This is a genomic window from Pseudomonas lactis, from assembly GCF_001439845.1.
Classification (GTDB): domain Bacteria; phylum Pseudomonadota; class Gammaproteobacteria; order Pseudomonadales; family Pseudomonadaceae; genus Aquipseudomonas; species Aquipseudomonas lactis.
Window position 1 is genome coordinate 153,114 of record NZ_JYLO01000004.1, and the last position, 22,577, is coordinate 175,690.

A 22,577-nucleotide genomic window follows, 5' to 3' on the forward strand; every position below is an offset into this window, starting at 1 on the left:
GAGGCCCGCTCAACTTACCTAAATTCCACCAATATGGCTGCAACTGCTGCCCAAAAGACGGAACCGATCAACATCATCATATTGATGGTCAACAGACGTTTTAGATGAGGGGGGAAATTTTCAAGATCGCCTGGGTCCAGTTCTCCGATGCGAATAGACGCCTTCGGCAACGTCACCATTCCGGCAATTTTTGATATTTCCAGAAGCGACCAGATTACCCCCCTCTTTCCCAGGCTTGTTCCCCAGATATAAATAAAACGACTGTTTTTTAGCGCATCCTTTATAGCGTCCAAGTGTCGACGACTAAGGTAAAGACTAAAAGTAATGCCAGCAGCGGCAAGTAAAATCGGCCCCCCCGTAACGATGAGTGCGATCCAGGGAGGCCAAGTGTCGATACTGGTCATGGTTGCCTGGCCTCGTAAATTTTTTCACCTATGTACTCACCCGTTTTACCACCATAAGTCATACCCACCCAGGCGCCAGTGCCTACAACAGCAGCGACACAGATAACACCACCGATCCCTGTTGTGACGCCTAGCGCTACGCACACCGCAGTACTGGCATAGCTCGCTGCCAATCCGCTTGCAACACCTATAGCAGTAGACCCAGCGAATTTCCCTCCTTCAGTAAATTTAACCTTCTCACACGCAGCACCAGAATTCCCGTTACACACCTGCTGTATAGCCAACAACGAAGACACACCGCCAAGGCCTATACCGATATAACCACCTGCCTTCATATACTTCGTGGCACGGCTGACCGCTTCCACATGCGCGGCGTACCCCGGAATCTGCCCCGGCCCACCCGCCTTGTCCCAGTGATGCACCAAGCTGCGACTGGAAATTCCAAGGGCCGTTTTCAACTTGGGGTGATCGCCCAGCGTTGTTTGTCCTCGCAGGCGGGTGGAGTTGAGCAGATGAGCATCCAACTGGTTCATCAACCGCTGGCGATCAGCAAAAAACTGCGGTGACCGAAGGTGCCCGTGCTGCCGATAGCTGTCCTGATGCAGGCGTTCCATGGCCTGGAGTGTCTCGCGCAGGTTGCTCAAGTGCTTTTCCATCACCACTGCGCTGACGCCGAGCCAGGTGGAGGTATGGCCGATAAAGCCAGCGATCTCGGCACCGTGGCGATAGAGAAAGTCAGCCTCGTCCGGCGTCAGCGAATCCAGAGATGCACTGACGTGTTGTGCAGCCTGCATCAGCTGCGCTTCTTGATACGTGCAGGAGGTGTTGTTCGGATCGCTGAGCACGATCATCGAACCGGCTTTGACGTGATTCGTATTCGGGTTCAGTGCTTGAAACTTGCGCATCACAGCCGGGTCGAGCGTCGGAAAAAGTGTGGCTTCCAGCGCCTCGCGGGTCATGCTTTTGGGCACGATATAAAAACCTGGCTCCTGACCTTGCACACCATTGGATGCCATTGATCCAACATGACCGGACGGCACGAAACCAGAATGACGTGGCGCTACAGTGTTTCGATTTACAGATGATGCGTTTGGTTGAGCTACTCGCAGGTTAATGGGCGGTTCTGCATGTTGGTTTTCATAGGTGGCTGAGTACACCGAAGGAATCAGCTCGGCTTTACAGGGACAGTCGCTGTAACTATCCAAAGTGCCGGCCATAAGCCGGCCATAAGCCGGCCATGGCTGTTTATGTGGGAAATGCCACCGACGATCTTATAAGTTTGCCCATCCTTGCCACAGGTGACTCGGTCACCTTCGCACGCATGAAAAAGGCCATGTATGTTGACTCTCTTATCACCGTCCAGCACTTCCCCGCCGCAGGTGGTCTTGTCACCCAGTCCAATGAAATAACCTACGCTCATTTTTTTGCCTCTTATCCATGTTTTTTGGCCGTACCTCCCTGCTCGTCTCGATAAGAAAACTGACGCGTAACGCCTTCCGAGGTAAACGAGCAGGAGCAAGTCAGTGGCACACCAAACCTTGAAGAGGCACTTCCCCACCGTAAAGTCAGACGTTTCCGTAAATCCTGTACTCCCTCAGCCGTTCTCAGCCCCTCACTCAAAATCGCACTCCCCTTTGGTGATTTTCATAATCAGCCGCCCAGGCGCCATTGCTAGTATCCAGACACCGCCCAGAACAATAAGGAAACCCCCATGCCGTACTTCCCCGGTGTCGAGAAGGTGCGCTTCGAAGGCCCTGCCAGCACCTCTGCCCTCGCGTTTCGTCACTACGACGCCAACAAATTGATCCTCGGCAAGCCCATGCGGGAGCACCTGCGCATGGCGGCCTGTTACTGGCATACCTTTGTGTGGCCGGGGGCGGATATGTTTGGGATGGGCACGTTCAAACGCCCTTGGCAGCGCAGTGGCGATCCGATGGAGGTGGCCATCGGCAAGGCCGAGGCGGCGTTTGAGTTTTTTTCCAAGCTGGGCATCGACTACTACAGCTTTCACGACACCGATGTGGCGCCCGAAGGCAGCTCGCTCAAGGAGTACCGCAACCACTTTGCGCAGATGGTCGACCACCTGGAGCGCCATCAGGAACAGACCGGCATCAAGCTGCTATGGGGCACTGCCAATTGCTTCAGTAACCCGCGCTTTGCCGCCGGGGCCGCGAGCAACCCGGACCCAGAGGTGTTCGCCTTCGCCGCCGCCCAGGTGTTCAGCGCGATGAATGCCACGCTGCGGCTCAAGGGCGCCAACTACGTGCTGTGGGGTGGCCGTGAAGGGTATGAAACCTTGCTCAACACTGACCTCAAGCGCGAGCGCGAACAGCTCGGGCGTTTTATGCGCATGGTGGTGGAGCACAAGCACAAGATCGGCTTTACGGGTGACCTGTTGATCGAGCCCAAGCCCCAGGAGCCGACCAAGCACCAATACGATTACGACAGCGCCACCGTGTTCGGCTTCCTGCATGAGTACGGCCTGGAACACGAGATCAAAGTGAACATCGAGGCCAACCACGCGACGCTGGCCGGGCACAGTTTTCATCATGAGATCGCCACCGCCGTGTCGTTGGGGATCTTCGGCAGCATCGACGCCAACCGTGGCGACCCGCAGAACGGTTGGGACACCGACCAGTTCCCCAACAGCGTCGAGGAAATGACCCTGGCCACCTATGAAATCCTCAAGGCCGGTGGGTTCAAGAACGGCGGCTATAACTTCGATTCCAAGGTGCGCCGCCAGAGCCTGGACGAGGTGGACCTGTTCCACGGGCATGTCGCCGCCATGGATGTGCTGGCCCTGGCGTTGGAGCGTGCGGCGGCGATGGTGCAAGACGACCGCTTGCAGCAGTTCAAGGACCAGCGGTATGCCGGCTGGAGCCAGCCATTGGGCCAGGCGGTGTTGGCTGGGGAGTTCAGCCTGGAGTCATTGGCTGAACATGCCTTTGCCAACGAGCTGAACCCGCAGGCGGTGAGTGGGCGCCAGGAGATGCTTGAAGGCGTTGTGAATCGGTTTATCTATCGGTGACATTTGCACGACAAATCTCTGCACAGAGCGTCGAGTGACGCTCTACAGTTCAACCCGCACCACGCTGTGTCTTTCCAACAACAATAAAAGGACGCACCACCATGAAGTCATTCAAACCTGCCCTACTCGCCGCAGCCCTGGCGCTGTTCGCCCTGCCGGTAATGGCCGACCCTGCGCACCCGAAAATCGGTTTTTCCATCGACGACCTGCGCCTGGAGCGCTGGTCCCGCGACCGTGATTACTTTGTCGCCGCCGCGGAAAAGCTCGACGCCAAGGTGTTCGTGCAGTCTGCCGATGCCAACGAGCAAAAGCAGATTGCCCAGATCGAAAACCTCATCTCCCGGGGCGTCGATGTGATCGTGATCGTGCCGTTCAACGCCACGGTGCTGACCAACGCGGTGGCCGAAGCCAAGAAGGCCGGGATCAAGGTAGTGTCCTATGACCGCCTGATCCTCAATGCCGACATCGACGCCTACATTTCCTTCGATAACGAAAAAGTCGGCGAGATGCAGGCCAGCGGCGTGTTGCAAGCGGCGCCCAAGGGCAACTACTTCCTGCTCGGCGGTGCGCCGACGGACAACAACGCCAAGGTACTACGCGAAGGTCAGATGAAGGTGCTGCAACCCGCCATCGACAAAGGTGATATCAAGATCGTCGGCCAGCAATGGGTCAAGGAATGGAACCCCACCGAAGCCTTGAGCATCGTCGAAAACGCCCTGACCCGTAACGACAACAAGATCGACGCAATTGTCGCCTCTAACGACGCCACCGCCGGCGGTGCGATCCAGGCCCTGGCTGCGCAGAAGCTGGCGGGCAAGGTGCCGATCTCCGGCCAGGACGCTGACCTGGCGGCGATCAAGCGCGTGATCGACGGCACCCAGACCATGACCGTGTACAAGCCACTCAAGCTGATCGCCACCGAAGCGGCCAAGCTTTCGGTACAACTGGCGCGCAGTGAAAAGCCTACCTATAGCTCGCAATATGACAATGGCAGCAAGAAGGTCGACACCATCTTGCTCACGCCGACGCCGTTGACCAAAGCCAACATCGATGTGTTGGAGAAAGACGGCTTCTATACCAAAGAGCAGATCGGCCTGTAGGTGCTGGCAGGCAGCCCGTGTCGCCTGGGGTTTTTTCGCGAGCAAGCTCGCTCCTACAGTGACGGTGTTTCGTCGGCCTTTTGTGTGAGCCATTGCCATGTCGCATTACCTGCTGCAAATGAACGGCATCGTCAAAAGCTTTGGCGGTGTCAACGCCCTCAACGGCATCGATATCAAGGTCAAACCTGGGGAGTGTGTGGGCCTGTGCGGCGAGAACGGTGCGGGTAAATCCACCTTGATGAAGGTGCTGTCGGCGGTGTACCCGCACGGCACCTGGGAAGGGGAAATCCTCTGGGATGGGCAGCCGCTCAAGGCCCAGTCCATCCGCGAAACCGAGGCCGCCGGCATTGTCATCATTCACCAGGAACTGACCCTGGTGCCCGACCTGTCGGTGGCCGAGAACATTTTCATGGGCCACGAACTGACCCTGCCCGGTGGGCGCATGAACTACCCGGCGATGCTGCACCGCGCCGAAGCCTTGATGCGTGAACTCAAGGTACCGGACATGAACGTGGCGCTGCCGGTGTCGCAGTATGGCGGCGGCTACCAGCAACTGGTGGAGATCGCCAAGGCCCTGAACAAACAGGCTCGCCTGTTGATCCTCGACGAGCCCTCCTCGGCCCTCACCCGTGGCGAAATCGAGGTGCTGCTGGACATCATCCGGGGCCTCAAGGCCAAGGGTGTGGCCTGCGTGTACATCTCCCACAAGCTCGATGAAGTGGCGGCGGTGTGCGACACCATTGCAGTGATTCGCGACGGCAAGCACATCGCGACCACTGCCATGGCAGACATGGACATCCCCCGGATCATCACGCAGATGGTCGGCCGCGAAATGAGCAACCTCTACCCCACCGAGCCCCATGACGTGGGCGAAGTGATCTTCGAGGCGCGTAACGTCACCTGCTACGACGTCGACAACCCCAAGCGCAAGCGCGTCGACGACATCTCCTTCGTGCTCAGGCGCGGCGAAATCCTTGGCATCGCCGGTTTGGTGGGCGCCGGGCGCACAGAGCTGGTGTCGGCGCTGTTTGGCGCTTACCCCGGCCGCTACAGCGCCGAGGTGTGGCTGGATGGCCAGGTGATCGACACACGCACGCCGCTCAAGTCGATCCGCGCCGGGCTGTGCATGGTCCCAGAAGACCGCAAGCGCCAAGGCATCATCCCCGACCTCGGCGTGGGCCAGAACATCACCCTGGCGGTGCTCGACACCTACGCGCACCTGACCCGCATCAACGCCGAAGCCGAACTGGGCAGCATCGACCAGCAAATCAGCCGCATGCACCTCAAGACCGCCAGCCCGTCGCTGCCGATCACCAGCCTCTCAGGCGGCAACCAGCAAAAGGCCGTGTTGGCGAAAATGCTGATGGCCAAGCCCAAGGTGCTGATCCTCGACGAACCCACGCGCGGCGTGGACGTGGGCGCCAAGTATGAGATCTACAAACTGATGGGCGCGCTGGCGGCCGAAGGGGTGTCGATCATCATGGTGTCCTCGGAATTGGCCGAAGTGCTCGGCGTGTCCAACCGCGTGCTGGTGATTGGCGACGGCCAGTTGCGGGGTGATTTCATCAACGAAGGGCTTACCCAGGAACAGGTGCTCGCCGCCGCGCTCAGCCAAAACAATAACAATCGGAAGACCGCGTAGATGAATCAGGTCAAACACCTATTTACCCGCTACAAAATGCTCGCGTTGGTGATCGCCGTCGCGTTCATCTGGCTGTTTTTCAGTTGGCAGACCGAGGGCGGCTTTCTCACCCCGCGCAACCTCTCCAACCTGCTGCGGCAGATGTCGATCACCGGGATATTGGCGTGCGGCATGGTGCTGGTGATTATCAGCGGCGAGATCGACTTGTCGGTGGGCTCACTGCTCGGGCTGTTGGGCGGGTTGGCAGCTATTCTGGATGTGGTCTATCACGTGCCGCTATTGGCCAACCTGAGCCTGGTGGCGCTGTGCGGCTTGATGATCGGCTTGGCCAACGGCTACATGACCGCTTACCTGCGCATCCCCTCGTTCATCGTCGGCCTGGGCGGAATGTTGGCGTTTCGCGGGATTCTGCTGGGGATTACCGGCGGCACCACCATTGCGCCGGTGTCGCCGTCGCTGGTGTATGTGGGCCAGGGGTATTTGCCCCACAACGTCGGCATCGGGCTTGGCGTATTGTTGTTTGCCCTGACACTGTTCCTCACCTGGAAACAACGGCGCAACCGTGCGCTGCATGGCTTGGCGGCGCACTCACTGCTGCGCGATGCACTGCGGGTGGTGCTGATTGGCGCGGTGCTCGCAGGCTTTGTCACCACCCTCAACCGCTACGACGGCATCCCCGTGCCGGTGCTGCTGTTGCTGGCGCTGCTGGGGGTGTTCAGCTATGTCACGCACCAGACCGTGTTCGGCCGCCGGGTGTATGCGGTGGGCAGCAATATGGAGGCCACGCGGCTGTCGGGCATCAATGTGCAAGCGGTGAAACTGTGGATCTTCGGCATCATGGGCGTGATGTGCGCGCTGGCCGGCCTGGTCAATACCGCGAGGCTGGCGGCGGGTTCGCCGTCGGCGGGCAACATGGGCGAACTCGACGCCATCGCCGCGTGCTTTATTGGCGGCACTTCGATGCGCGGTGGGTCGGGCACGGTGTATGGCGCGTTGCTGGGGGCGCTGGTGATTACCAGCCTGGACAACGGCATGTCGATGCTCGATGTGGACAGCTACTGGCAGATGATCGTCAAGGGCAGCATTCTGGTGCTGGCGGTGTGGGTAGATGTGAGTACGCGCTCGGGCAGGCGATAACTCGTCCGCCAGAACATCATCGATCACCTGTGGGAGCTGACTTGTCTGCAATAACGGCATGACAGCTGATCTCCATCTACCTGACACCCCACGGTCAAACTGTGGGAGCTGGCTTGCCTGCGAAGGCGGCCTGGCAGTCAACACAGTTGAATTGTGTGCATATCCATTCCTGCGGTAACGGCCACCTAGGGTTCCGCTCTGACAGCGGCTCACTTTTGAAAAGAGCCCAAAAGTAAGCAAAAGGCTCTTGCCCCACCACTCGGCACCTCGCCTAGGCTCGGTGTGCCCGTAATCCGCCAGTGATTTGGGGGGCCGCCGCCACGCGCCATCCATGGCGCGGGGCGGCTAAACCGGCATCCCTGCCGGTTTACCCCCCAAATCACTGTCGAATTCCGGCCAGCGTGGTTTGACGGGGCGCTTAAGATCAAAAGCAGATCAAGATCAAGAGCGGCTCGCTTCGCATCGTGGTTAGCGGCGATTGCAGGCAAGCCACATTGATCGTATTGCAGCGTGGGTTAGTGGCATTTGGTCATGGTTTGTAAAGGGCCAGCAAGGCGTGTCCCTTTAAATTGCAGGACGTTTCCTAGACAATCCTTGCCGCCTTGTGCCTGCTGGAATCGGTGGCTAGTCTGCGGTCCGTCACTGCCAAATCAGTGATCGGGTTTAGTCGCCCGGATTCGAGCAAGCGTTTGGTCCCATAACGTTTTTATGGTGGCTGTGCGCGGGGCGCCCTCGGGTGCGCCGGATGCTCTGGACCGGTCGACTAACCTGCGTACAGCCGCCACCCTACGTTTAGTCGCGAAGCGTGTCGGCTCCATGAACATTCCGGAGCTATACCATGAATAAAGTACTACCAGACCCACCCATCGATCCCGCAAAAGACCGCGCCGCCTTCAACCGCGCCATCGACCATTACCTGCCTACCCAAGGCTTCCACTGTGTCAACGAAGACCTGAGTTTCGAGGACGCCCTGCTCTACACCGCCAGCCTGCTCGACAGTGCCTCTGCCACGGCGCTGGATTGCGGCGAGCTGCTGCAAAGCCCTGAGCGGGCGAAGATCCTGGCGGTGTGGCATTTGCTGGAAATTGCAAAAACCACCGTAGATCGCTCCATCGAGTGCCTGACCGGCACCAAGGCCACTGCCTAAACGCGGTTAAAACTGTGTGCGGGCTTGCCTGCGAAGGCGGTGTGTCAGTCATTGCATTTGCTGCTGCACTAACGCCATCGCAGGCAAGCCAGCTCCCACATCTGATCTTCATGGCTCCCACATTGATCTCATTTTTCCCTCGGGTTATTGCGGATAAAAACTAAAAGTCCATAATGGACAAATTAGTTTATACGGAGAACCCCATGTCCGCGACGCCCCTCGTTATCGACCAAGCCCAGGCCCGTACCTTGCTGGCTCAAGTCGACGTGCCGTTGATCCTGCGCAAGCTGTTCCGCGACCTCGCCGCCGGGCACGCGGTGCAGCCGGCGCAACAATTGGTGGAGTTTCCCCAGGGTGCCGGGGATTTCATCAACTACTTGGGCGTATTGGCCGAAGACGGGGTGTACGGGGTCAAGACTTCGCCCTACATCGTGCGTGAGCAAGGCCCGTTGGTGACGGCCTGGACCCTGTTGATGTCGATGCACAGCGGCCAGCCGTTGCTGTTGTGCGATGCCGCTGAATTGACCACCGCACGCACCGCCGCCACCACGGCGTTGGCGGTGGATGCGCTGGCCCCGGCGGCGGCGCAACGTCTGGCGATTATCGGCAGCGGCAAGGTCGCCCAAGCGCACCTGCGTTATGTGCAGAACCTACGCGACTGGCAGCAAATCTGCCTGTACTCACCGAGCCTGGACAGCGCCAGCGCCGAAACACGCGCGCAGTTGGCCTGCCTGGACCCGCGCCTGACCCTCGCCGCCACCTGCGAGGCCGCCCTTGAAGACGCGGATGTGATCCTGCTGTGCACCTCGTCCGCTGGCCCGGTCATCGACCCGTCACGCTTGAGCAAACCCGCGTTGATCACCTCCATCAGCACCAACGCGCCACGCGCCCATGAAGTGCCGCCGCACTGCCTCAACCAGATGCACGTGTTCTGCGACTACCGCCAGACCACCCCGGATTCGGCCGGTGAGATGCTGATCGCCAGCGAACAGCACGGCTGGGACAAACGCACAATTGTCGGCGACCTGCCCGAGTTGTTCAGCGACATGGCCCAGCGCCCGGACTACGATCGTCACGTGTTTTTCCGCTCCATTGGCCTGGGCCTGGAAGACATCGCCCTGGCCAATGCCCTGTACCGACTGTAGGAGCGAGCTTGCTCGCGAAGACCTCACAGCTACTGCGTTTACACAGGATGGGCGCGTTATCGTTAACGTTTTTCGCGAGCAAGCTCGCTCCTACAAGGCTTATTTCAGGAGATATCCATGAGCCAGGCAGACTTCATCATTATCGGCGGCGGCATCGCCGGCGCGTCCACCGGGTTCTGGTTGTCGCAGCACGGCAAGGTGCTGGTGCTGGAGCGTGAAAACCACCCGGCCTATCACTCCACCGGGCGTTCGGCAGCGCTCTACACCGCCGCGTACGGCACCCCGCAGGTACGCGCGCTGACCTTAGCCAGCCGGGCCTTTTTCGACCAGCCACCCGCAGGCTTCTGCGAACATCCCCTGCTGACGCCCCGGGGCGAAATGACCGTTGATTTCAACGGTGACCCGGCCGAACTCGACAGCCAGTACCTGAGCGCCAAGGCCACCGTGGCGCAGGTGCAGCGCCTGACGGTCGATGAAGCCTGTGCACGCTTGCCGATCCTGCGCCGTGACAAAGTCCACGGGGCTATCTACGACCCCACCGCTTGCGACATCGACACCGACGCCCTGCACCAGGGCTACTTGCGCGGTATCCGCCGCAACCAGGGAGACGTGCGCACCGACAGCCATGTGCTGGGCTTGAGCCGCGACGCCGACGGCCTGTGGCAGGTGCGCACCCAGGATGCGATCTACACTGCGCCGGTCATCATCAACGCCGCCGGCGCCTGGGCCGACCATATCGGCGGGCTGGCGGGTGCTGCGTCCATCGGCTTGCAGCCCAAGCGCCGCTCGGCCTTTGTCTTCGCCGGCCCCGACGGCGTGGACAGCCACGACTGGCCGATGCTGGTGGCCCTCGACGAAGCGTTCTACATGAAACCCGATGCTGGCATGTTCCTCGGCTCGCCAGCCAACGCCGACCCGGTAGAACCCCAGGATGTGCAGCCTGAAGAACTGGATATCGCCATGGGCATCTACCAGATCGAGGAAGCCACCACCCTGACCATCCGCCGCCCCACGCGCACCTGGGCCGGGCTGCGCAGTTTTGTGCAGGACGGTGATTTGCTGTCGGGCTTTGACCCGCAAGTACCGGGGCTGTTCTGGGTGGCAGCGCAAGGCGGCTATGGTATCCAGACCTCACCGGCCATGGGCCAGGCAAGCGCCGCCCTGGTGCGCGGCGAACCGCTGCCGGAGGCACTGACCCGGTTCGGCCTGGACGCTGGTATGCTCTCCCCGGTCCGCCTGGAGCCCCATTGATGAACACCGCTGAACAAGACAAGGTCATGCAGAACTTCCGCGCGATTGCCGATGCAATCGCCACGCTGTTCTTTCCCCATGCAGAAGTGGTGTTGCATGACCTGCGCACGCAAACCGTGGATTACATCGCCAATAACCTGTCCAAACGCAGCCTGGGTGACGACTCGTCCCTGGAGGACATGCTCGACGGTGACGTCAGCGAGGTGAATATCGGCCCTTACGAAAAGCTCAACTGGGACGGCCAGAAAATCCGCAGCCTGAGCACCGTGCTGCACGACCACCAAGGGCGCAGGCTGGCTGTGTTGTGCATCAACCTGAATATTTCAATGTTCGAAACGGCCAAGGCGGCGCTGGATTTGTTCCTGTCGCCGAGCAAGCTGATCGCACAGCCGGACGCGCTGTTCCGTGATGACTGGCAGGAACGCATCAACACCTTTCTGCATGCCTGGCTGCGCGAGCGTCAGTTGAGCCTGAACCTGTTGACCCGCGACCACAAACGCGAACTGGTGCTGGCGCTGCATGCCGAGGGGGCATTCAAGGGCAAGAGCGCCTCCAACTATGTGGCCAATGTGCTGGGCATGGGGCGGGCGACGGTCTACAAGCATTTGAAGGAACTCAAGGGTTGACCCCCTTCTGACGACAACGCTAATCCCCTGTGGGAGCTGTCGAGCCCCAGCGAGGCTGCGAAGGGGCCGGCAAGGTCAACATTTTCATCGCCTGACCCACCGCTTTCGCAGCCTCGCCGGGGCTCGACAGCTCCCACATTGACCGCGTCTTTGCGTGATTCAGTCGCCGTAGATATCGGCCTTGAAGTACTGCTGTGAAATCTTCTGGTATTCGCCGCTGGCGCGAATGCCGTCGATGGCCGCGTTCAGTTCGCTGACCAATTCGCCATTGCCCTTGCGCACCGCAATACCGGCGCCCTCGCCCACGTATTTCGGGTCCTTGAGCTCCGGGCCGACAAAGGCATAACCCTGCCCGCGCGGCATCGCCAGGAAGTCGCTCAGGGGAATGGTGTCGGCAAAGATCGCATCCAGGCGCCCCGCTGCCAGGTCCATGTAGATTTCTTCGTTATTGCTGTAGCGCTTGACGTTGATGCCCTTGGGCTCGAACACCTCGGTGGCATAGCGGTCGGTGGTGGTGGCGCGCTGTACGCCGACGTTCTTGCCCTTGAGGCTGACGTACTGGTCATCCACCACGGCGCCGTCCTTCATCACCAGGCGCGACGAGGTGAAGTAGTACTTGTGGGTGAAATCCACCGACTTCTTGCGGTCTTCGTTGATGGTCATGGACGACAACGCCATGTCGATCTTCTTGACCTTGAGGGACGGAATCAGCCCGTCGAACTCACCTTCAATCCACACGCACTTGACCTTCATTTGCGCGCACAGGGCGTTGCCGATGTCGTAGTCGAAACCCACGATATTGCCGTCGCCGGTCTTGGAGGCGAACGGGGGGTAAGCCGCCTCGATACCGATACGCAGGGTTTTCTCGGCGGCCAGCAGGTGGCTGGAGGCGAACAGGCTCAAGGCCAAGGCGGGAAGGAGGTGGCGTTTCTTCATGAGGGGGTTCTCGCAGGTTGTTGTTGGTTTGGCAAGAGTGAAGAAAAACGTGCAGCGGCTATTTTGTACTTATAATTCCATACTGGACTTTTATGTGTTTAACCGTCAACAGGCAAAAAAATGTGGGAGGGCTTGAGCCTTCCCACATCAGATCCAGCAGCACCGCTTAAACCTTACTTGGACACCGGCATTGCAAACTCCGCGCCCTGCTCGATGCTCTCCGACCAGCGTTGCATGATCGACTTCTGCTTGGTGTAGAAGCGCACACCCTCGGTGCCGTAGGCGTGCATGTCCCCGAACAGACTCTTCTTCCAACCACCAAAACCGTGCCAGGCCATCGGCACCGGAATCGGCACGTTGATACCGACCATGCCCACTTCGATGCGCCGCGCAAACTCACGAGCTATGTTGCCATCGCGGGTGAAGCAGCTGACGCCGTTACCGAACTCGTGATCGTTGACCAGCTTCACCGCCTCGGCAAAATCGTTCACGCGTACACAGGCCAGCACCGGGCCGAAGATTTCTTCGCGGTAGATGCTCATGTCCTGGGTCACGTGGTCGAACAAGGTCGCGCCCAACCAGAAGCCGTTCTCCAAGCCCGGCTCGGTGGGCACGTAGTCACGGCCATCGAGCAGCAACTGCGCGCCGGCTTTTACGCCCTGCTCGATGTAGCCACTGATGCGTTCCAGCGCAGCCCGCGACACGATCGGGCCCATCTCGGCTTTCAAATCGCGACCATCGGTGATGCGCAACGTCTTGGCGCGCTCGGTCAAGGCAGCAATGACCTTGTCACCCACATCACCCACCAGCACCGCCACCGAGATCGCCATGCAGCGCTCGCCGGCACTGCCGTAGGCGGCGCCCATCAGCGCGTCAACGGTGCGTTCGATATCGGCGTCGGGCATCACCACCATATGGTTTTTCGCCCCGCCCAGGCCCTGCACGCGCTTGCCGTTGCGGGCGCCGCTCTCGTAGATGTATTGGGCAATTGGCGTGGAGCCGACGAAGCTCACGGCTTTGACGTCCGGGTGTTCGATCAGCGCGTCCACCGACTCTTTATCACCCTGCACCACATTGAACACGCCCTTGGGCAGGCCGGCTTCATGCAGCAGCTCGGCCATGAACAGCGAAGCGCTTGGGTCAGTCGGGCTGGGCTTGAGGATAAAGGTGTTACCCGCCGCAATGGCGATGGGGTACATCCACATCGGTACCATCACCGGGAAGTTGAACGGCGTCACGCCGGCGACCACACCCAGCGGCTGGCGCATCGTCCAGTTGTCCATGCCACGGGAGACCTGGTCGGAGTGTTCGCCCTTGAGCAGGTTGGGAATGCCGCAGGCAAATTCGAGAATGTCGATGCCACGGTCGACTTCGCCCTGGGCATCGGTGAACACCTTGCCGTGCTCGGCGACGATGATGCGCGCCAGGTCGTCCTTGCGTTCGCGCAGCAGGTGCAGGTATTGGAACAACACGCGGGCGCGGCGGATCGGCGGGGTGTCGGCCCAGCCGGCAAACGCGGCCTGGGCAGCGGCAACGGCTTCGGCCACGGTCTGGCGGCTGGCCAGGGCCACGCGCGCGGTGACTTCACCAGTGGCCGGGTTGTAGACGTCCTGATAACGGTCATCGCGGCTGACGCGCTGGTCGTTGATGTAGTGCTCGATGGTTGCAGTCATGGCAGTCGATCCAGGTGGGTGGCGTTGGTGCACACGATAGGCTTTCACTTTGTTCCGAACCAGAGCAGAATCCAGAACTTATTGTCCTTACCTGCGAACAATACACCCATGGAAAAGGCTGAAATCGAAGGGCTGTGGACCCACATTCACTGGCTGTCGGTGCTGGAGGAACAAGGCACCTACACCGCTGCCGCCGCGCGCCTGGGGGTGAGCAAGTCAGCGGTGAGCCAGCGCATTTCCGACCTGGAAAAGGCCACCGGCACGCGCCTGGTGACGCGCACCACCCGCAGCGTGCGGCTGACCGATGCGGGGCTGTCACTGACTCGCGAAGTGCGCAGCGCCTACGCGCAGATCGCCCGCAGTTTTTCCTCGGTGCGCGACTCGGTCGGGGAAATACGCGGGCTGGTGCGCCTGACCGCCCCCGTGGCCTTCGCCCGGCAACAACTGGTGCCGCACCTGTCCGGTTTTTTGCAGCAGTACCCCCAGGTGCGTATCCAACTGGACGTCTCCGATGCCTTGAGCTCATTGGCCGCCGAGGGCTACGACCTGGCGGTGCGCCACGGCTTCCAGGTGCCCGAAACCCACGTGGCGTGGAAGCTGTGCGACACCACCTCAGTGCTGGTCGCCACCCATGATTACCTGCAACGCCACGGCAAACCCCGCGAGCCAGGCGAGCTGTCGGCCCACAACTGCCTGTTTTACCCACGCGGCACCGACCAGCCCGCCTGGACCTTCGAGCGCGGCAGCCCCCCCGTCGAGCGCCTCACCGTGCCCATCGCCGGCAGCTTCGCCACCAATAACAGCGAAGCCTTGCGCGACGCGGCACTCAACCATCTGGGCATCGCCCTGCTCCCGGACTTCAGCGCCCAGGCGGCGCTGGCCGCGGGCAAAGTGGTGCAGGTGCTCAAGGACTGGACCCTCAAGGGCGCGTTTGCCGATGAGATCTACCTGATTCGGCCCTACTCGCCCCATGTACCCAAGTCGGTGAGTGCGTTGGTCAACTACCTGAAGGACAAACTCTCGGGCGGGTTCCGCTAGGCGGCAGGGTTAAAAGTCCACCGTCGCCGACAGCTGCAAAGTACGTGGATACCCCGGCGAGAAGGCGCCGTAAGACGCGACGCCCGACCAGTACTCGCGGTCAAATACGTTCTGCACGGTGGCGCGCAAGGTGGTGGGCCGCCCTTCGATCTTGGTCGCGTAGCGGACGCCGGCATCAATGCGCGTCCAGGCATCCAGCTCCTGGGTGTTGGCCTGGTTGACATATTGGCTGTCGGTGTAGATCGCCCCGCCGGTGAGGGTAAAACCTTCCAGCCACGGGGTGTCGTACTCGGCCCACAGGTTGGCCTGGATATCGGGCACGCCGACCGGTTTGTTGCCTCGGTTGGCGGCGCTCGCCGACTGGGTCAGCTCGCCATCGAGGAAGGTCACGCCGCCCATCAAGCGCGTGCCAGGCGCCACTTCGCCGTATACGCTCAGCTCGACACCACGGTTGCGCTGCTCGGCCTGCACGGAGTACACACCGTTGGCGCCCAATTCGCCGCTGGGCTTCTCGATCTGGAATAACGCCAGGGTGGTCATGAGGGTGCCGTGTTCATACTTCACGCCCAGTTCGTGCTGCTTGGATTCATAAGGCGCGAAGGTTTCACCGGCATTGCTGGCCGTACCCGGCGCGATATCGCCTTTGCTCAACCCCTCGACATAGTTGTAGTAGAGCGACACGTCATCCCAGGGCTTGACCACCACGCCCACCAAAGGCGTGGTCGCAGCGTCCTTGTAGCGCGAACTCACCGCGCCTGCGGCGTTGTAGTTACGCGACTCGATGTCTTGGCGCCGCACGCCCAGGGTCAACTGGATGCGCTCATCGAGAAAGCCCAGGGTGTCGGTGAGCGCCACGCCGGACAGCTCCGATTCGGAGATGCGCAGCACTTTCGGCGCCCGCAGGTTTTGCTTGGGCGTGTCCACCGGGTGGTAGATGTTGGAGCGGATTTCGGTGCCGTTGTTGATGCCGCGAGACAGCTCATCCTGGTAACGGGTCGCCATCAGCGTGGTGGTGTGGGTGATCGGGCCGGTGGCGAACTGCGCACGCAGGCCCACATCGGCGGTGGAACGGTCGACGTTGAACTTGTAGTAACCCGGAATATTACTGGTGTCGCCAGCATCATTGAGGATGCGCGGCACCTGGTCCGACAGGCGCTTGACATCCGACCGCCCGCCGCCGGCATGGGCGAACACGGTGAGCGAATCGCTGAGGTCATATTCACCGCCGAGCAAGGCCGATTGCTCCTTGGTGTCCGACCAGCCCCACTTCTGCGGCAGGCTGGTGCGGCCATTCGGGGCCGAAGGCACCTGCACGCCCGGCGCCAGGGTGAACGGGCGCGAGGCGCCTTCAAAACTTTCTTTCTGGCTGATGTAGTCCAGGTTCAGGCGCAGGCGCTCGCCGCGATAATCCAGGGCAATGGCGCCCACCCCCACGTCGCGATGCTGATCGTCCACGGCGGTGTCGCCCCCTTGCAGGCTGCCGTTGAAGCGCACACCAAACTGGTTTTCCTCACCGAAACGGCGGCTGATATCCAGGTGACCGCCGACTTGGGTGTCGGAGGCATAACTGCCGGTAAAGCGCGTCAGGTCCTGGTCCAGCGGGCGCTTGGGCACGATATTGATCACACCGCCCACGCCGCTGTTGGGCGAGATGCCGTACATCAGCGCCCCCGGCCCCTTGAGCACTTCGACGCGCTCGGCGTACTCGGTGAATGCGCGGTAGTTGGGGGCCACGCCATACACGCCGTCATAGGCCAACTCGCCCAGGTTGCCCTCGCCAATCGCAAAACCCCGCACGAAAAACGAGTCGACAATACCGCCAGTCTGCCCGGTAGAACGCACCGAGGGGTCGCGCTCCAGGGCATCGGCCACGGTCACCGTCTGCAGGTCGGCGAGGGTCTTGGCAGTGTAGCTGGTCACGCTGAACGGCGTGTCCATCACGTCCTTGTTGCCCAGCATGCCCAGGCGCGCGCCACGGGCCACCTGGCCGCCAGCGAGCACCTCGGGCAGGTCGGTGGGGCCCAGATAGCGGGCGTTGACGTTCGTCGCGTCAAGGGTCAGGCTCTGCGCGCTGTCGTCGGTTGACTCGGCGGTGGCGGCCCAGGCGTTGCCACTGGCAGCAGCCAGCAACAGGGCGGTACGAATAGCGAGGGTTAACCGGCTGGCAACAGGCATGACGTCAGGGCCCTTTGATCAAGTGAAGTGAGGATTACGCTTGATGCCAGTCGACGCGTGAAAAAGTATCACCCCAGCCGCGACTTTTTTTGTATAGCGAGACTGCTCCATGCCACCCACCCGCGTCCTGATTGCCCTGCTGTTCACGATCCAGCTTGTGTCCATGGGCGCCATGGAAATGAGCGGGCCGTTCTGGCCGGTGCATTTACGCCAACTGACCGACTCCGACACGCTGTTCAGCTTCGCCAGCGTCGCCGTGTACGTGGGGCCGATGCTCGGCATTCTGTTGACCAGCGCGTTCTGGGGCCGCATCGGCGATCGCTACGGCCACAAGCTGATGATGATTCGCGCACTGGCAGGCCTGACCCTGACGCAACTGGGGCTGGCCTTGTTCAGCGACCTCTGGACTATTCTGGTGCTGCGTTTTCTGCAAGGCGCCTGTGCCGGCTACATCGCCCCGGCCCAGGCGTATGGCGTGAGTATCGAGGTGCCGTCACGGCGTGCACGGCTGTTCGCACTGCTGCAGATTTCCACCAACGTCGGCTCGCTGCTCGGCGCCGTGGTCGGCGGCTTGATCCTCGACCATGCGACGTTCTTCTGGATCAACCTCAGCGCCGCGGCGCTCTGTGCGGTGTGCACGGTGATTGCAGCGCTGACCTTGCCGAACGTGCCACCGGTGAAGAAAACCACAGCCCCCTCAACGGGCGGCACCTGGCAGGCCTCGGCCCTGCTGCCGCTGTTGACGGTGATGGGCATTCTGCTGCTGGCGCGGATGCTGCCGCAGACCTCGTTCGCGCTGTATGTGAGTACGACGTTCGCCGTCAGCAATGCCCTGGTCGGCCTGTGCTACGGCTTGCTGGCCCTGGGTTTTATCCTGTCGGCCACCGCCTGGGCGCGCCACTTCGAAGGTCGCAGCCAGGCAGACAGCTTGCGCCGCCTCACCTGGGTGGTGGCCGGCTGCATCGCGCTGACCGCCCTCGCCGGCCTCACCCGCAACCCGCTGGTGTTTGTGCTCGCCTATTTTGTCTGGGGCGTATTGCTGGGCGCGACCACGCCGGTACTGATGGCGCTGGTTTCAAGGACCGCCGACAGCACGCAGCAAGGCCATGTGCTGGGGATCGCCCAGGGCACGGCGCAATTTGCCTCGATCGTGGGTATCTGCGCCGGCGGCTTGCTCAGCCAGGTCTATGGCTTGGCGTACACCTACCTGTTTGTGTGTGTGGCCTATGCCATGGCGCTGATTGCGATTCTCGCGTTGCGCAACCGACGGGTTTGCACTTAGCATTGGGAATACTTCTCAATTGCACGGTTGCGCGCCATGAGCGAAAGCCTTCCCGCCGATAACACCCCTCACCTGCGCGCAATCGAGGCGCTGTACAGCGGCCATCACGGCTGGCTGTACGCCACGCTCAAACGCAAACTCGGCAATGCCATGGATGCGGCGGACCTGGCCCAGGACACCTTCACCCGCATCCTGGCCTCGCAGGTCACGGTGATTGACCAGCCACGCGCCTACCTGAGCTGCGTGGCCAAGGGCATCCTGGTCAACTGGTACCAGCGCAAGGCCCTGGAACGTGCCTATCTGGAAGCGCTCGCCAGCGTGCCGGCCCACGAGGTGCCGTCGCCGGAAGCGCACTTTCTGGTGCTGGAGACCCTGCACGAAATCGACGCAATGCTTGACGCGCTGCCGCCGCTGGTCAAGCGTGCGTTCCTGCTGTCGCAGCTCAACGGCCTCAAATACCAGGACATCGCCGAGCAATTGGGCGTGTCGCTGATTACCGTCAAGCGCTACATGAAACAGGCACTCGTCCAGTGCCTGATGCGGGTGGAATAAGTGCTCAGCCTGGGCAAGGAACCACCGCTGCCCACCGACGCCCTTGAAGAGGCCGCCGAATGGCTGATGCGCCTGAGCGAGAACGAATTGAGCGCCAGCGAACGCGCCGAGTGGGAGCGCTGGAAGGTCAGCAGCCCTGAGCGTGGCCGGGCTTGGGCGCGCGCGCAATTGCTGCAAAGCAAGCTCGGTGGCCTGCCGCCGTCCCTGGCGATGTCGGCGCTGGACCGCCCGAGCAACCCCCAACGCCGCGAAGCCCTGGGCAAACTGGCCTTGTTGCTGGCGGTAATGCCGGTGGGCTGGGGCAGCTGGAAGCTGGCGCAGTCCCAGCAATGGAGCGCCGACTACCGCACCCGCATCGGCGAACGTCGCGAACTGACCCTGGCCGACGGCTCGCGCCTGACCCTCAACACCGAGACCGCCATCGACGTGCGGTTCGACACCCAGCAACGCCTGGTGAGCCTGCGCGAAGGTGAAATACTGGTGCAGACCGCACAGGATGCATCCCGCCCGTTCCTGGTCAGCACCCGCCAGGGCCATATGCACGCCCTGGGCACGCGTTTTACCGTACGCGAACTGGGCGCACGCACGCATCTGGCGGTGCTTGAGGGCGCGGTCAAAGTGAAGCTGGCCGACAATAGCCAGAGCGCGCCACTGATCGTCAGCGCCGGGCAACGCACGGATTTTTCCGCGCAACAGTTCGGCGCGCTCACCCCCGCCGACCGCAATATCAGCGCCTGGACCCAAGGCATGCTGATGGCCGACAACATGCGCCTGGCAGACTTTGTCGCGGAACTGACCCGCTATCGGCGTGGCTTCGTGCGCTACGACCCGGCCATTGCAAACCTGCGTATTTCCGGGGCCTTCCCCATCGCCGATACCCAGCGCACCTTGAACATGCTGGTGCAGACCTACCCGGTGCGCGCCAGCGGCCATTTGAACGGTTATTGGGTCAGCCTGTCGCCGGCTTGAGGCGGCGCCAAAATAAAACGCGCCGCGGGTGATACTTTTTTCGCGCTCGGCTGGCAAACACTCATACCCCTTTTCCCTTTCGTCCATAGGGCTGCCCTCCATGCTTGTGATTCGCAGCGCGCTGCTCAGCCTGGCCCTGGCCGGTGCCGCCCTGGCGGACGTGCCGGCGCAATGGGACAGCGTGACGGTGCGCACCTACCACATCGACCCCGGCCCGCTCGGCGCCACGTTGTCGAGCTTTGCCGTGGACGCCGGTATTGCCCTGTCATTTCTCCCGGCACTCACCGAGGGCCTGACCAGCCCAGGCTTATCCGGCCGTTACTCGCCCCAGGAAGCGGTCACGCGGCTGTTGGCCGGCAGTGGCCTGGACATGGTGCAGCGCAGCGACGGCAGCTACACCCTGGTGCCGGGTCAAGTCACGCTTTCGGACATCACCGTCAGCGCCCCCGAGCCACGCGCCAGCGACCTGCCGCCGCTGTATGCCGGCGGCCAGGCAGCCACCGGCGCGCGCCTGGGCATGCTGGGCAATACCGACGTGATAGATGCGCCGTTCAGTGTCAGCGCCTACACCGCCGCGCTGATCCAGGACCAGCAGGCAACCACGGTCGGCAATGTGCTGGAGCGTGATTCCTCGGTGCGCTCCACCGGGCAGACGGGCGGGATTGTCGACTCGTTCTTCATCCGCGGTTTCCCGGTGGGTGAAGGCAACCTGGGAGAACTGGCGTTCGACGGCGTGTACGGCGTGGCCTCCAACTACCGGGTGTTTACCGACTACGCCGAGCGCATCGAAGTGGTCAAAGGCCCCGGTGCGCTGCTGTACGGCATGTCACCCAACAGCGCGGTAGGCGGCGTGATCAACGTGGTGCCCAAGCGCTCCCTGGATGAAGACCTGACCCGCTACACCGCCAGCTACACCCAGGACGCGCAGGTCGGCAGCCACCTCGATATCAGCCGGCGCTTTGGCGACGAGCGCCGCTTCGGCGTACGCCTCAACGGTAGCCTGCAGAACGGTGACACGGTGATCGACCAGCAGTCGCGCGATATAGGCATTGGCGCGCTGTCCCTGGACTACCAGGGCGAACGCCTGCGCACCAGCCTTGATCTGATTTCCCAGCAGGAGAAACTCGACGCCGCCTCGCGCCCCTTCCTGATTGCTGCCGGCGTCGACGTCCCCTCCGCCGCCAACGGCCGCACCAACGTCAGCCAGGACTGGGGCTGGTCGCGCACGCGAGATAAATCCGCGCTGCTGAGCGGCGAATACGACCTCACCGACGCGCTCACACTGTTTGCCCATGCCGGTGGCGGCAAATCGGCAGTAGCGCGGATGTCCGACCAGACGCCGACCCTCATCAACGCTGCCGGCGACACGTCTTCGATCCCCGGTTATTACCGTTTCGATGTGCAGCGCTACACGGTCGACGCCGGTGCGCGGCTGCGCTTCGAAACCGGGCCGATCAGCCACAGCGCCACCGTGCAGGCCAGCCGTTATCGCGACGAGCTGTCGCGGGGGATTATTTCCGGGGCCCCGGTGCTGTCCAATCTCTACCACCCGGTGGACCGGCCCAAGCCTGCGATCGCCAAGCCCGCCACGCCGAAAGTATCAGCCAGCGAACTGTCCGGCGTAGCCATCGCCGATACGTTGTCGGTGCTCGACCAACGCGTGCAAGTCACCGTCGGCCTGCGCCAGCAGCGTATCCAGTCCAGCAACTACAACAGCGCCGGCGGGGCCACCAGCACCTACGACGACAGCAAGGTCACGCCACTGTTCGGCGCAGTGCTCAAGCCCTGGGAGCATGTGGCGTTCTACTACAACTACCTTGAAGGGTTGAGCAAGGGTGACGTGGCGCCTTCCAACGCCGCCAACGCCGGCGAGGTGTTTGCGCCTTACGTGTCCAAGCAGCATGAGGTCGGGGTCAAGGTCGACTACGGCACCTTCATGTCGACCCTGGCGCTGTTCCAGATCCACAAGCCCAGCGGCGAGTTGGCCGCCGGGCGCTTCTCGGTACAGGGCGAACAGCGCAACCGCGGCCTGGAACTCAATGTGTTGGGCGAAGTCGCCCACGGCACGCGCCTGCTCGGTGGCGTGACCCTGCTGGATGCCCAACTGACCAAAACCGCGATTGCCGCCAACACCGGCAACACACCGGTGGGCGTGCCCGACGTGCAAGCCAACCTGTGGGCCGAATGGGACACCTCATGGGTCGAGGGCCTGACGCTCACCACAGGCGCCATCTACACCGGCAGCCAGTACGTCAACCAGGCCAACACCCAACAGCTCGATGCGTGGACCCGCTTCGACATCGGCGCACGCTACAGCACGCGTATCGCCGAGCACCCGACCACCCTGCGCGCCACGGTGCAGAACCTGTTCGACCGCGAGTATTGGTCAGGCGTCGCCTCCTACGGTGCGTTTTCCCAAGGCTCGCCGCGCACCCTCCTCCTCTCGGCCACGGTCGATTTCTGACACCTGCA

19 protein-coding genes are annotated in these 22,577 nt (G+C 61.8%); 13 read left to right on the plus strand and 6 right to left on the minus strand.

Annotated features, from left to right (window positions below; genetic code table 11):
* Window positions 1-14 precede the first annotated feature (14 nt).
* From TX24_RS07715 to TX24_RS32450, 3 genes are read right to left on the minus strand one after another with little or no spacing between them, the layout of a single operon-like run.
* Complete coding sequence (locus TX24_RS07715; RefSeq protein WP_057710063.1) at window positions 15-404, minus strand: hypothetical protein; 390 nt, start codon at window positions 402-404, stop codon at window positions 15-17.
* Window positions 401-1,621: a PAAR domain-containing protein gene (locus TX24_RS07720; RefSeq protein WP_244175833.1), complete on the minus strand. Its 1,221-nt coding sequence runs from the start codon at window positions 1,619-1,621 to the stop codon at window positions 401-403. Before TX24_RS07720 ends, TX24_RS07715 begins: the two co-directional genes overlap by 4 nt.
* The gene (locus TX24_RS32450; protein WP_244175835.1) at window positions 1,570-1,824 is read right to left on the minus strand and encodes a PAAR domain-containing protein; all 255 of its coding nucleotides are present in this window, start codon (window positions 1,822-1,824) and stop codon (window positions 1,570-1,572) included. The genes TX24_RS07720 and TX24_RS32450 overlap by 52 nt, the downstream gene beginning before the upstream one ends.
* Window positions 1,825-2,115: 291 nt before the next feature.
* Between TX24_RS32450 and xylA the strand changes: the two genes are divergently transcribed.
* From xylA to TX24_RS07765, 8 genes are all read left to right on the plus strand, one after another.
* Window positions 2,116-3,432 (plus strand): xylose isomerase, encoded by a 1,317-nt coding sequence (xylA, locus tag TX24_RS07730; RefSeq protein WP_057710064.1) that lies wholly within the window; start codon window positions 2,116-2,118, stop codon window positions 3,430-3,432.
* A 101-nt stretch (window positions 3,433-3,533) separates the two neighbouring features.
* The gene (xylF, locus tag TX24_RS07735) at window positions 3,534-4,532 is read left to right on the plus strand and encodes a D-xylose ABC transporter substrate-binding protein (RefSeq protein ID WP_057710065.1); all 999 of its coding nucleotides are present in this window, start codon (window positions 3,534-3,536) and stop codon (window positions 4,530-4,532) included.
* 97 nt (window positions 4,533-4,629) lie between these two features.
* Window positions 4,630-6,174 (plus strand): D-xylose ABC transporter ATP-binding protein, encoded by a 1,545-nt coding sequence (gene xylG / locus TX24_RS07740; RefSeq protein WP_057710066.1) that lies wholly within the window; start codon window positions 4,630-4,632, stop codon window positions 6,172-6,174.
* A complete protein-coding gene (locus tag TX24_RS07745) occupies window positions 6,175-7,311 on the plus strand; it encodes a sugar ABC transporter permease (RefSeq protein WP_032892316.1) in 1,137 nt (378 codons plus the stop codon). It abuts the gene before it with no gap.
* Window positions 7,312-8,149: 838 nt separating this feature from the next.
* Complete coding sequence (locus tag TX24_RS07750; protein ID WP_003190524.1) at window positions 8,150-8,458, plus strand: DUF6124 family protein; 309 nt, start codon at window positions 8,150-8,152, stop codon at window positions 8,456-8,458.
* A 203-nt stretch (window positions 8,459-8,661) separates the two neighbouring features.
* The gene (locus TX24_RS07755; protein ID WP_057710067.1) at window positions 8,662-9,603 is read left to right on the plus strand and encodes an ornithine cyclodeaminase family protein; all 942 of its coding nucleotides are present in this window, start codon (window positions 8,662-8,664) and stop codon (window positions 9,601-9,603) included.
* 117 nt (window positions 9,604-9,720) lie between these two features.
* Window positions 9,721-10,854, plus strand: coding sequence for an NAD(P)/FAD-dependent oxidoreductase (locus TX24_RS07760; protein ID WP_057710068.1), 1,134 nt, complete (start codon window positions 9,721-9,723; stop codon window positions 10,852-10,854).
* A complete protein-coding gene (locus tag TX24_RS07765; protein WP_034134993.1) occupies window positions 10,854-11,480 on the plus strand; it encodes a helix-turn-helix transcriptional regulator in 627 nt (208 codons plus the stop codon). The genes TX24_RS07760 and TX24_RS07765 overlap by 1 nt, the downstream gene beginning before the upstream one ends.
* Before the next feature lie 159 nt (window positions 11,481-11,639).
* Here the strand turns inward: TX24_RS07765 and TX24_RS07770 are convergent, their stop codons facing one another.
* Together TX24_RS07770 and TX24_RS07775 are read right to left on the minus strand one after the other, a co-directional pair.
* Window positions 11,640-12,416: an ABC transporter substrate-binding protein gene (locus TX24_RS07770; protein WP_057710069.1), complete on the minus strand. Its 777-nt coding sequence runs from the start codon at window positions 12,414-12,416 to the stop codon at window positions 11,640-11,642.
* Between the two features lie 173 nt (window positions 12,417-12,589).
* Window positions 12,590-14,089, minus strand: coding sequence for a CoA-acylating methylmalonate-semialdehyde dehydrogenase (locus TX24_RS07775; protein WP_057710070.1), 1,500 nt, complete (start codon window positions 14,087-14,089; stop codon window positions 12,590-12,592).
* Between the two features lie 108 nt (window positions 14,090-14,197).
* Here TX24_RS07775 and TX24_RS07780 point away from each other — a divergent pair, with 108 nt between their 5' ends.
* Window positions 14,198-15,127 carry a LysR family transcriptional regulator gene (locus TX24_RS07780; protein WP_057710071.1) on the plus strand — a complete coding sequence of 310 codons (930 nt, stop codon included), beginning with the start codon at window positions 14,198-14,200 and terminating at the stop codon, window positions 15,125-15,127.
* A gap of 9 nt (window positions 15,128-15,136) precedes the next feature.
* On the opposite strand, the gene TX24_RS07785 is transcribed toward TX24_RS07780, so the two are convergent.
* Complete coding sequence (locus TX24_RS07785; RefSeq protein ID WP_003190512.1) at window positions 15,137-17,302, minus strand: TonB-dependent receptor; 2,166 nt, start codon at window positions 17,300-17,302, stop codon at window positions 15,137-15,139.
* 109 nt (window positions 17,303-17,411) lie between these two features.
* On the opposite strand from TX24_RS07785, the gene TX24_RS07790 reads away from it, so the two are divergent.
* The 4 genes from TX24_RS07790 (at window position 17,412) to TX24_RS07805 (ending at window position 22,569) form a co-directional block, all read left to right on the plus strand.
* Complete coding sequence (locus tag TX24_RS07790) at window positions 17,412-18,584, plus strand: MFS transporter (protein ID WP_003190511.1); 1,173 nt, start codon at window positions 17,412-17,414, stop codon at window positions 18,582-18,584.
* 36 nt (window positions 18,585-18,620) lie between these two features.
* Window positions 18,621-19,136 (plus strand): sigma-70 family RNA polymerase sigma factor, encoded by a 516-nt coding sequence (locus tag TX24_RS07795; RefSeq protein WP_003190510.1) that lies wholly within the window; start codon window positions 18,621-18,623, stop codon window positions 19,134-19,136.
* Window positions 19,137-20,105 carry a FecR domain-containing protein gene (locus TX24_RS07800; RefSeq protein WP_003190508.1) on the plus strand — a complete coding sequence of 323 codons (969 nt, stop codon included), beginning with the start codon at window positions 19,137-19,139 and terminating at the stop codon, window positions 20,103-20,105. It abuts the gene before it with no gap.
* Window positions 20,106-20,205: 100 nt separating this feature from the next.
* Window positions 20,206-22,569, plus strand: coding sequence for a TonB-dependent receptor (locus TX24_RS07805; RefSeq protein ID WP_003190506.1), 2,364 nt, complete (start codon window positions 20,206-20,208; stop codon window positions 22,567-22,569).
* The last annotated feature ends 8 nt before the right edge of the window (window positions 22,570-22,577 follow it).

Excerpts from the sequence above, each read along its gene's own strand:
- TX24_RS07715 (WP_057710063.1), bottom strand. The coding sequence starts at position 404 with ATGACCAGTATCGACACTTGGCCTCCCTGGATCGCACTCATCGTTACG.
- TX24_RS07720 (WP_244175833.1), bottom strand. The coding sequence starts at position 1,621 with ATGGCCGGCACTTTGGATAGTTACAGCGACTGTCCCTGTAAAGCCGAG.
- TX24_RS32450 (WP_244175835.1), bottom strand. The coding sequence starts at position 1,824 with ATGAGCGTAGGTTATTTCATTGGACTGGGTGACAAGACCACCTGCGGC.
- xylA (WP_057710064.1), top strand. The coding sequence starts at position 2,116 with ATGCCGTACTTCCCCGGTGTCGAGAAGGTGCGCTTCGAAGGCCCTGCC.
- xylF (WP_057710065.1), top strand. The coding sequence starts at position 3,534 with ATGAAGTCATTCAAACCTGCCCTACTCGCCGCAGCCCTGGCGCTGTTC.
- xylG (WP_057710066.1), top strand. The coding sequence starts at position 4,630 with ATGTCGCATTACCTGCTGCAAATGAACGGCATCGTCAAAAGCTTTGGC.
- TX24_RS07745 (WP_032892316.1), top strand. The coding sequence starts at position 6,175 with ATGAATCAGGTCAAACACCTATTTACCCGCTACAAAATGCTCGCGTTG.
- TX24_RS07750 (WP_003190524.1), top strand. The coding sequence starts at position 8,150 with ATGAATAAAGTACTACCAGACCCACCCATCGATCCCGCAAAAGACCGC.
- TX24_RS07755 (WP_057710067.1), top strand. The coding sequence starts at position 8,662 with ATGTCCGCGACGCCCCTCGTTATCGACCAAGCCCAGGCCCGTACCTTG.
- TX24_RS07760 (WP_057710068.1), top strand. The coding sequence starts at position 9,721 with ATGAGCCAGGCAGACTTCATCATTATCGGCGGCGGCATCGCCGGCGCG.
- TX24_RS07765 (WP_034134993.1), top strand. The coding sequence starts at position 10,854 with ATGAACACCGCTGAACAAGACAAGGTCATGCAGAACTTCCGCGCGATT.
- TX24_RS07770 (WP_057710069.1), bottom strand. The coding sequence starts at position 12,416 with ATGAAGAAACGCCACCTCCTTCCCGCCTTGGCCTTGAGCCTGTTCGCC.
- TX24_RS07775 (WP_057710070.1), bottom strand. The coding sequence starts at position 14,089 with ATGACTGCAACCATCGAGCACTACATCAACGACCAGCGCGTCAGCCGC.
- TX24_RS07780 (WP_057710071.1), top strand. The coding sequence starts at position 14,198 with ATGGAAAAGGCTGAAATCGAAGGGCTGTGGACCCACATTCACTGGCTG.
- TX24_RS07785 (WP_003190512.1), bottom strand. The coding sequence starts at position 17,302 with ATGCCTGTTGCCAGCCGGTTAACCCTCGCTATTCGTACCGCCCTGTTG.
- TX24_RS07790 (WP_003190511.1), top strand. The coding sequence starts at position 17,412 with ATGCCACCCACCCGCGTCCTGATTGCCCTGCTGTTCACGATCCAGCTT.
- TX24_RS07795 (WP_003190510.1), top strand. The coding sequence starts at position 18,621 with ATGAGCGAAAGCCTTCCCGCCGATAACACCCCTCACCTGCGCGCAATC.
- TX24_RS07805 (WP_003190506.1), top strand. The coding sequence starts at position 20,206 with ATGCTTGTGATTCGCAGCGCGCTGCTCAGCCTGGCCCTGGCCGGTGCC.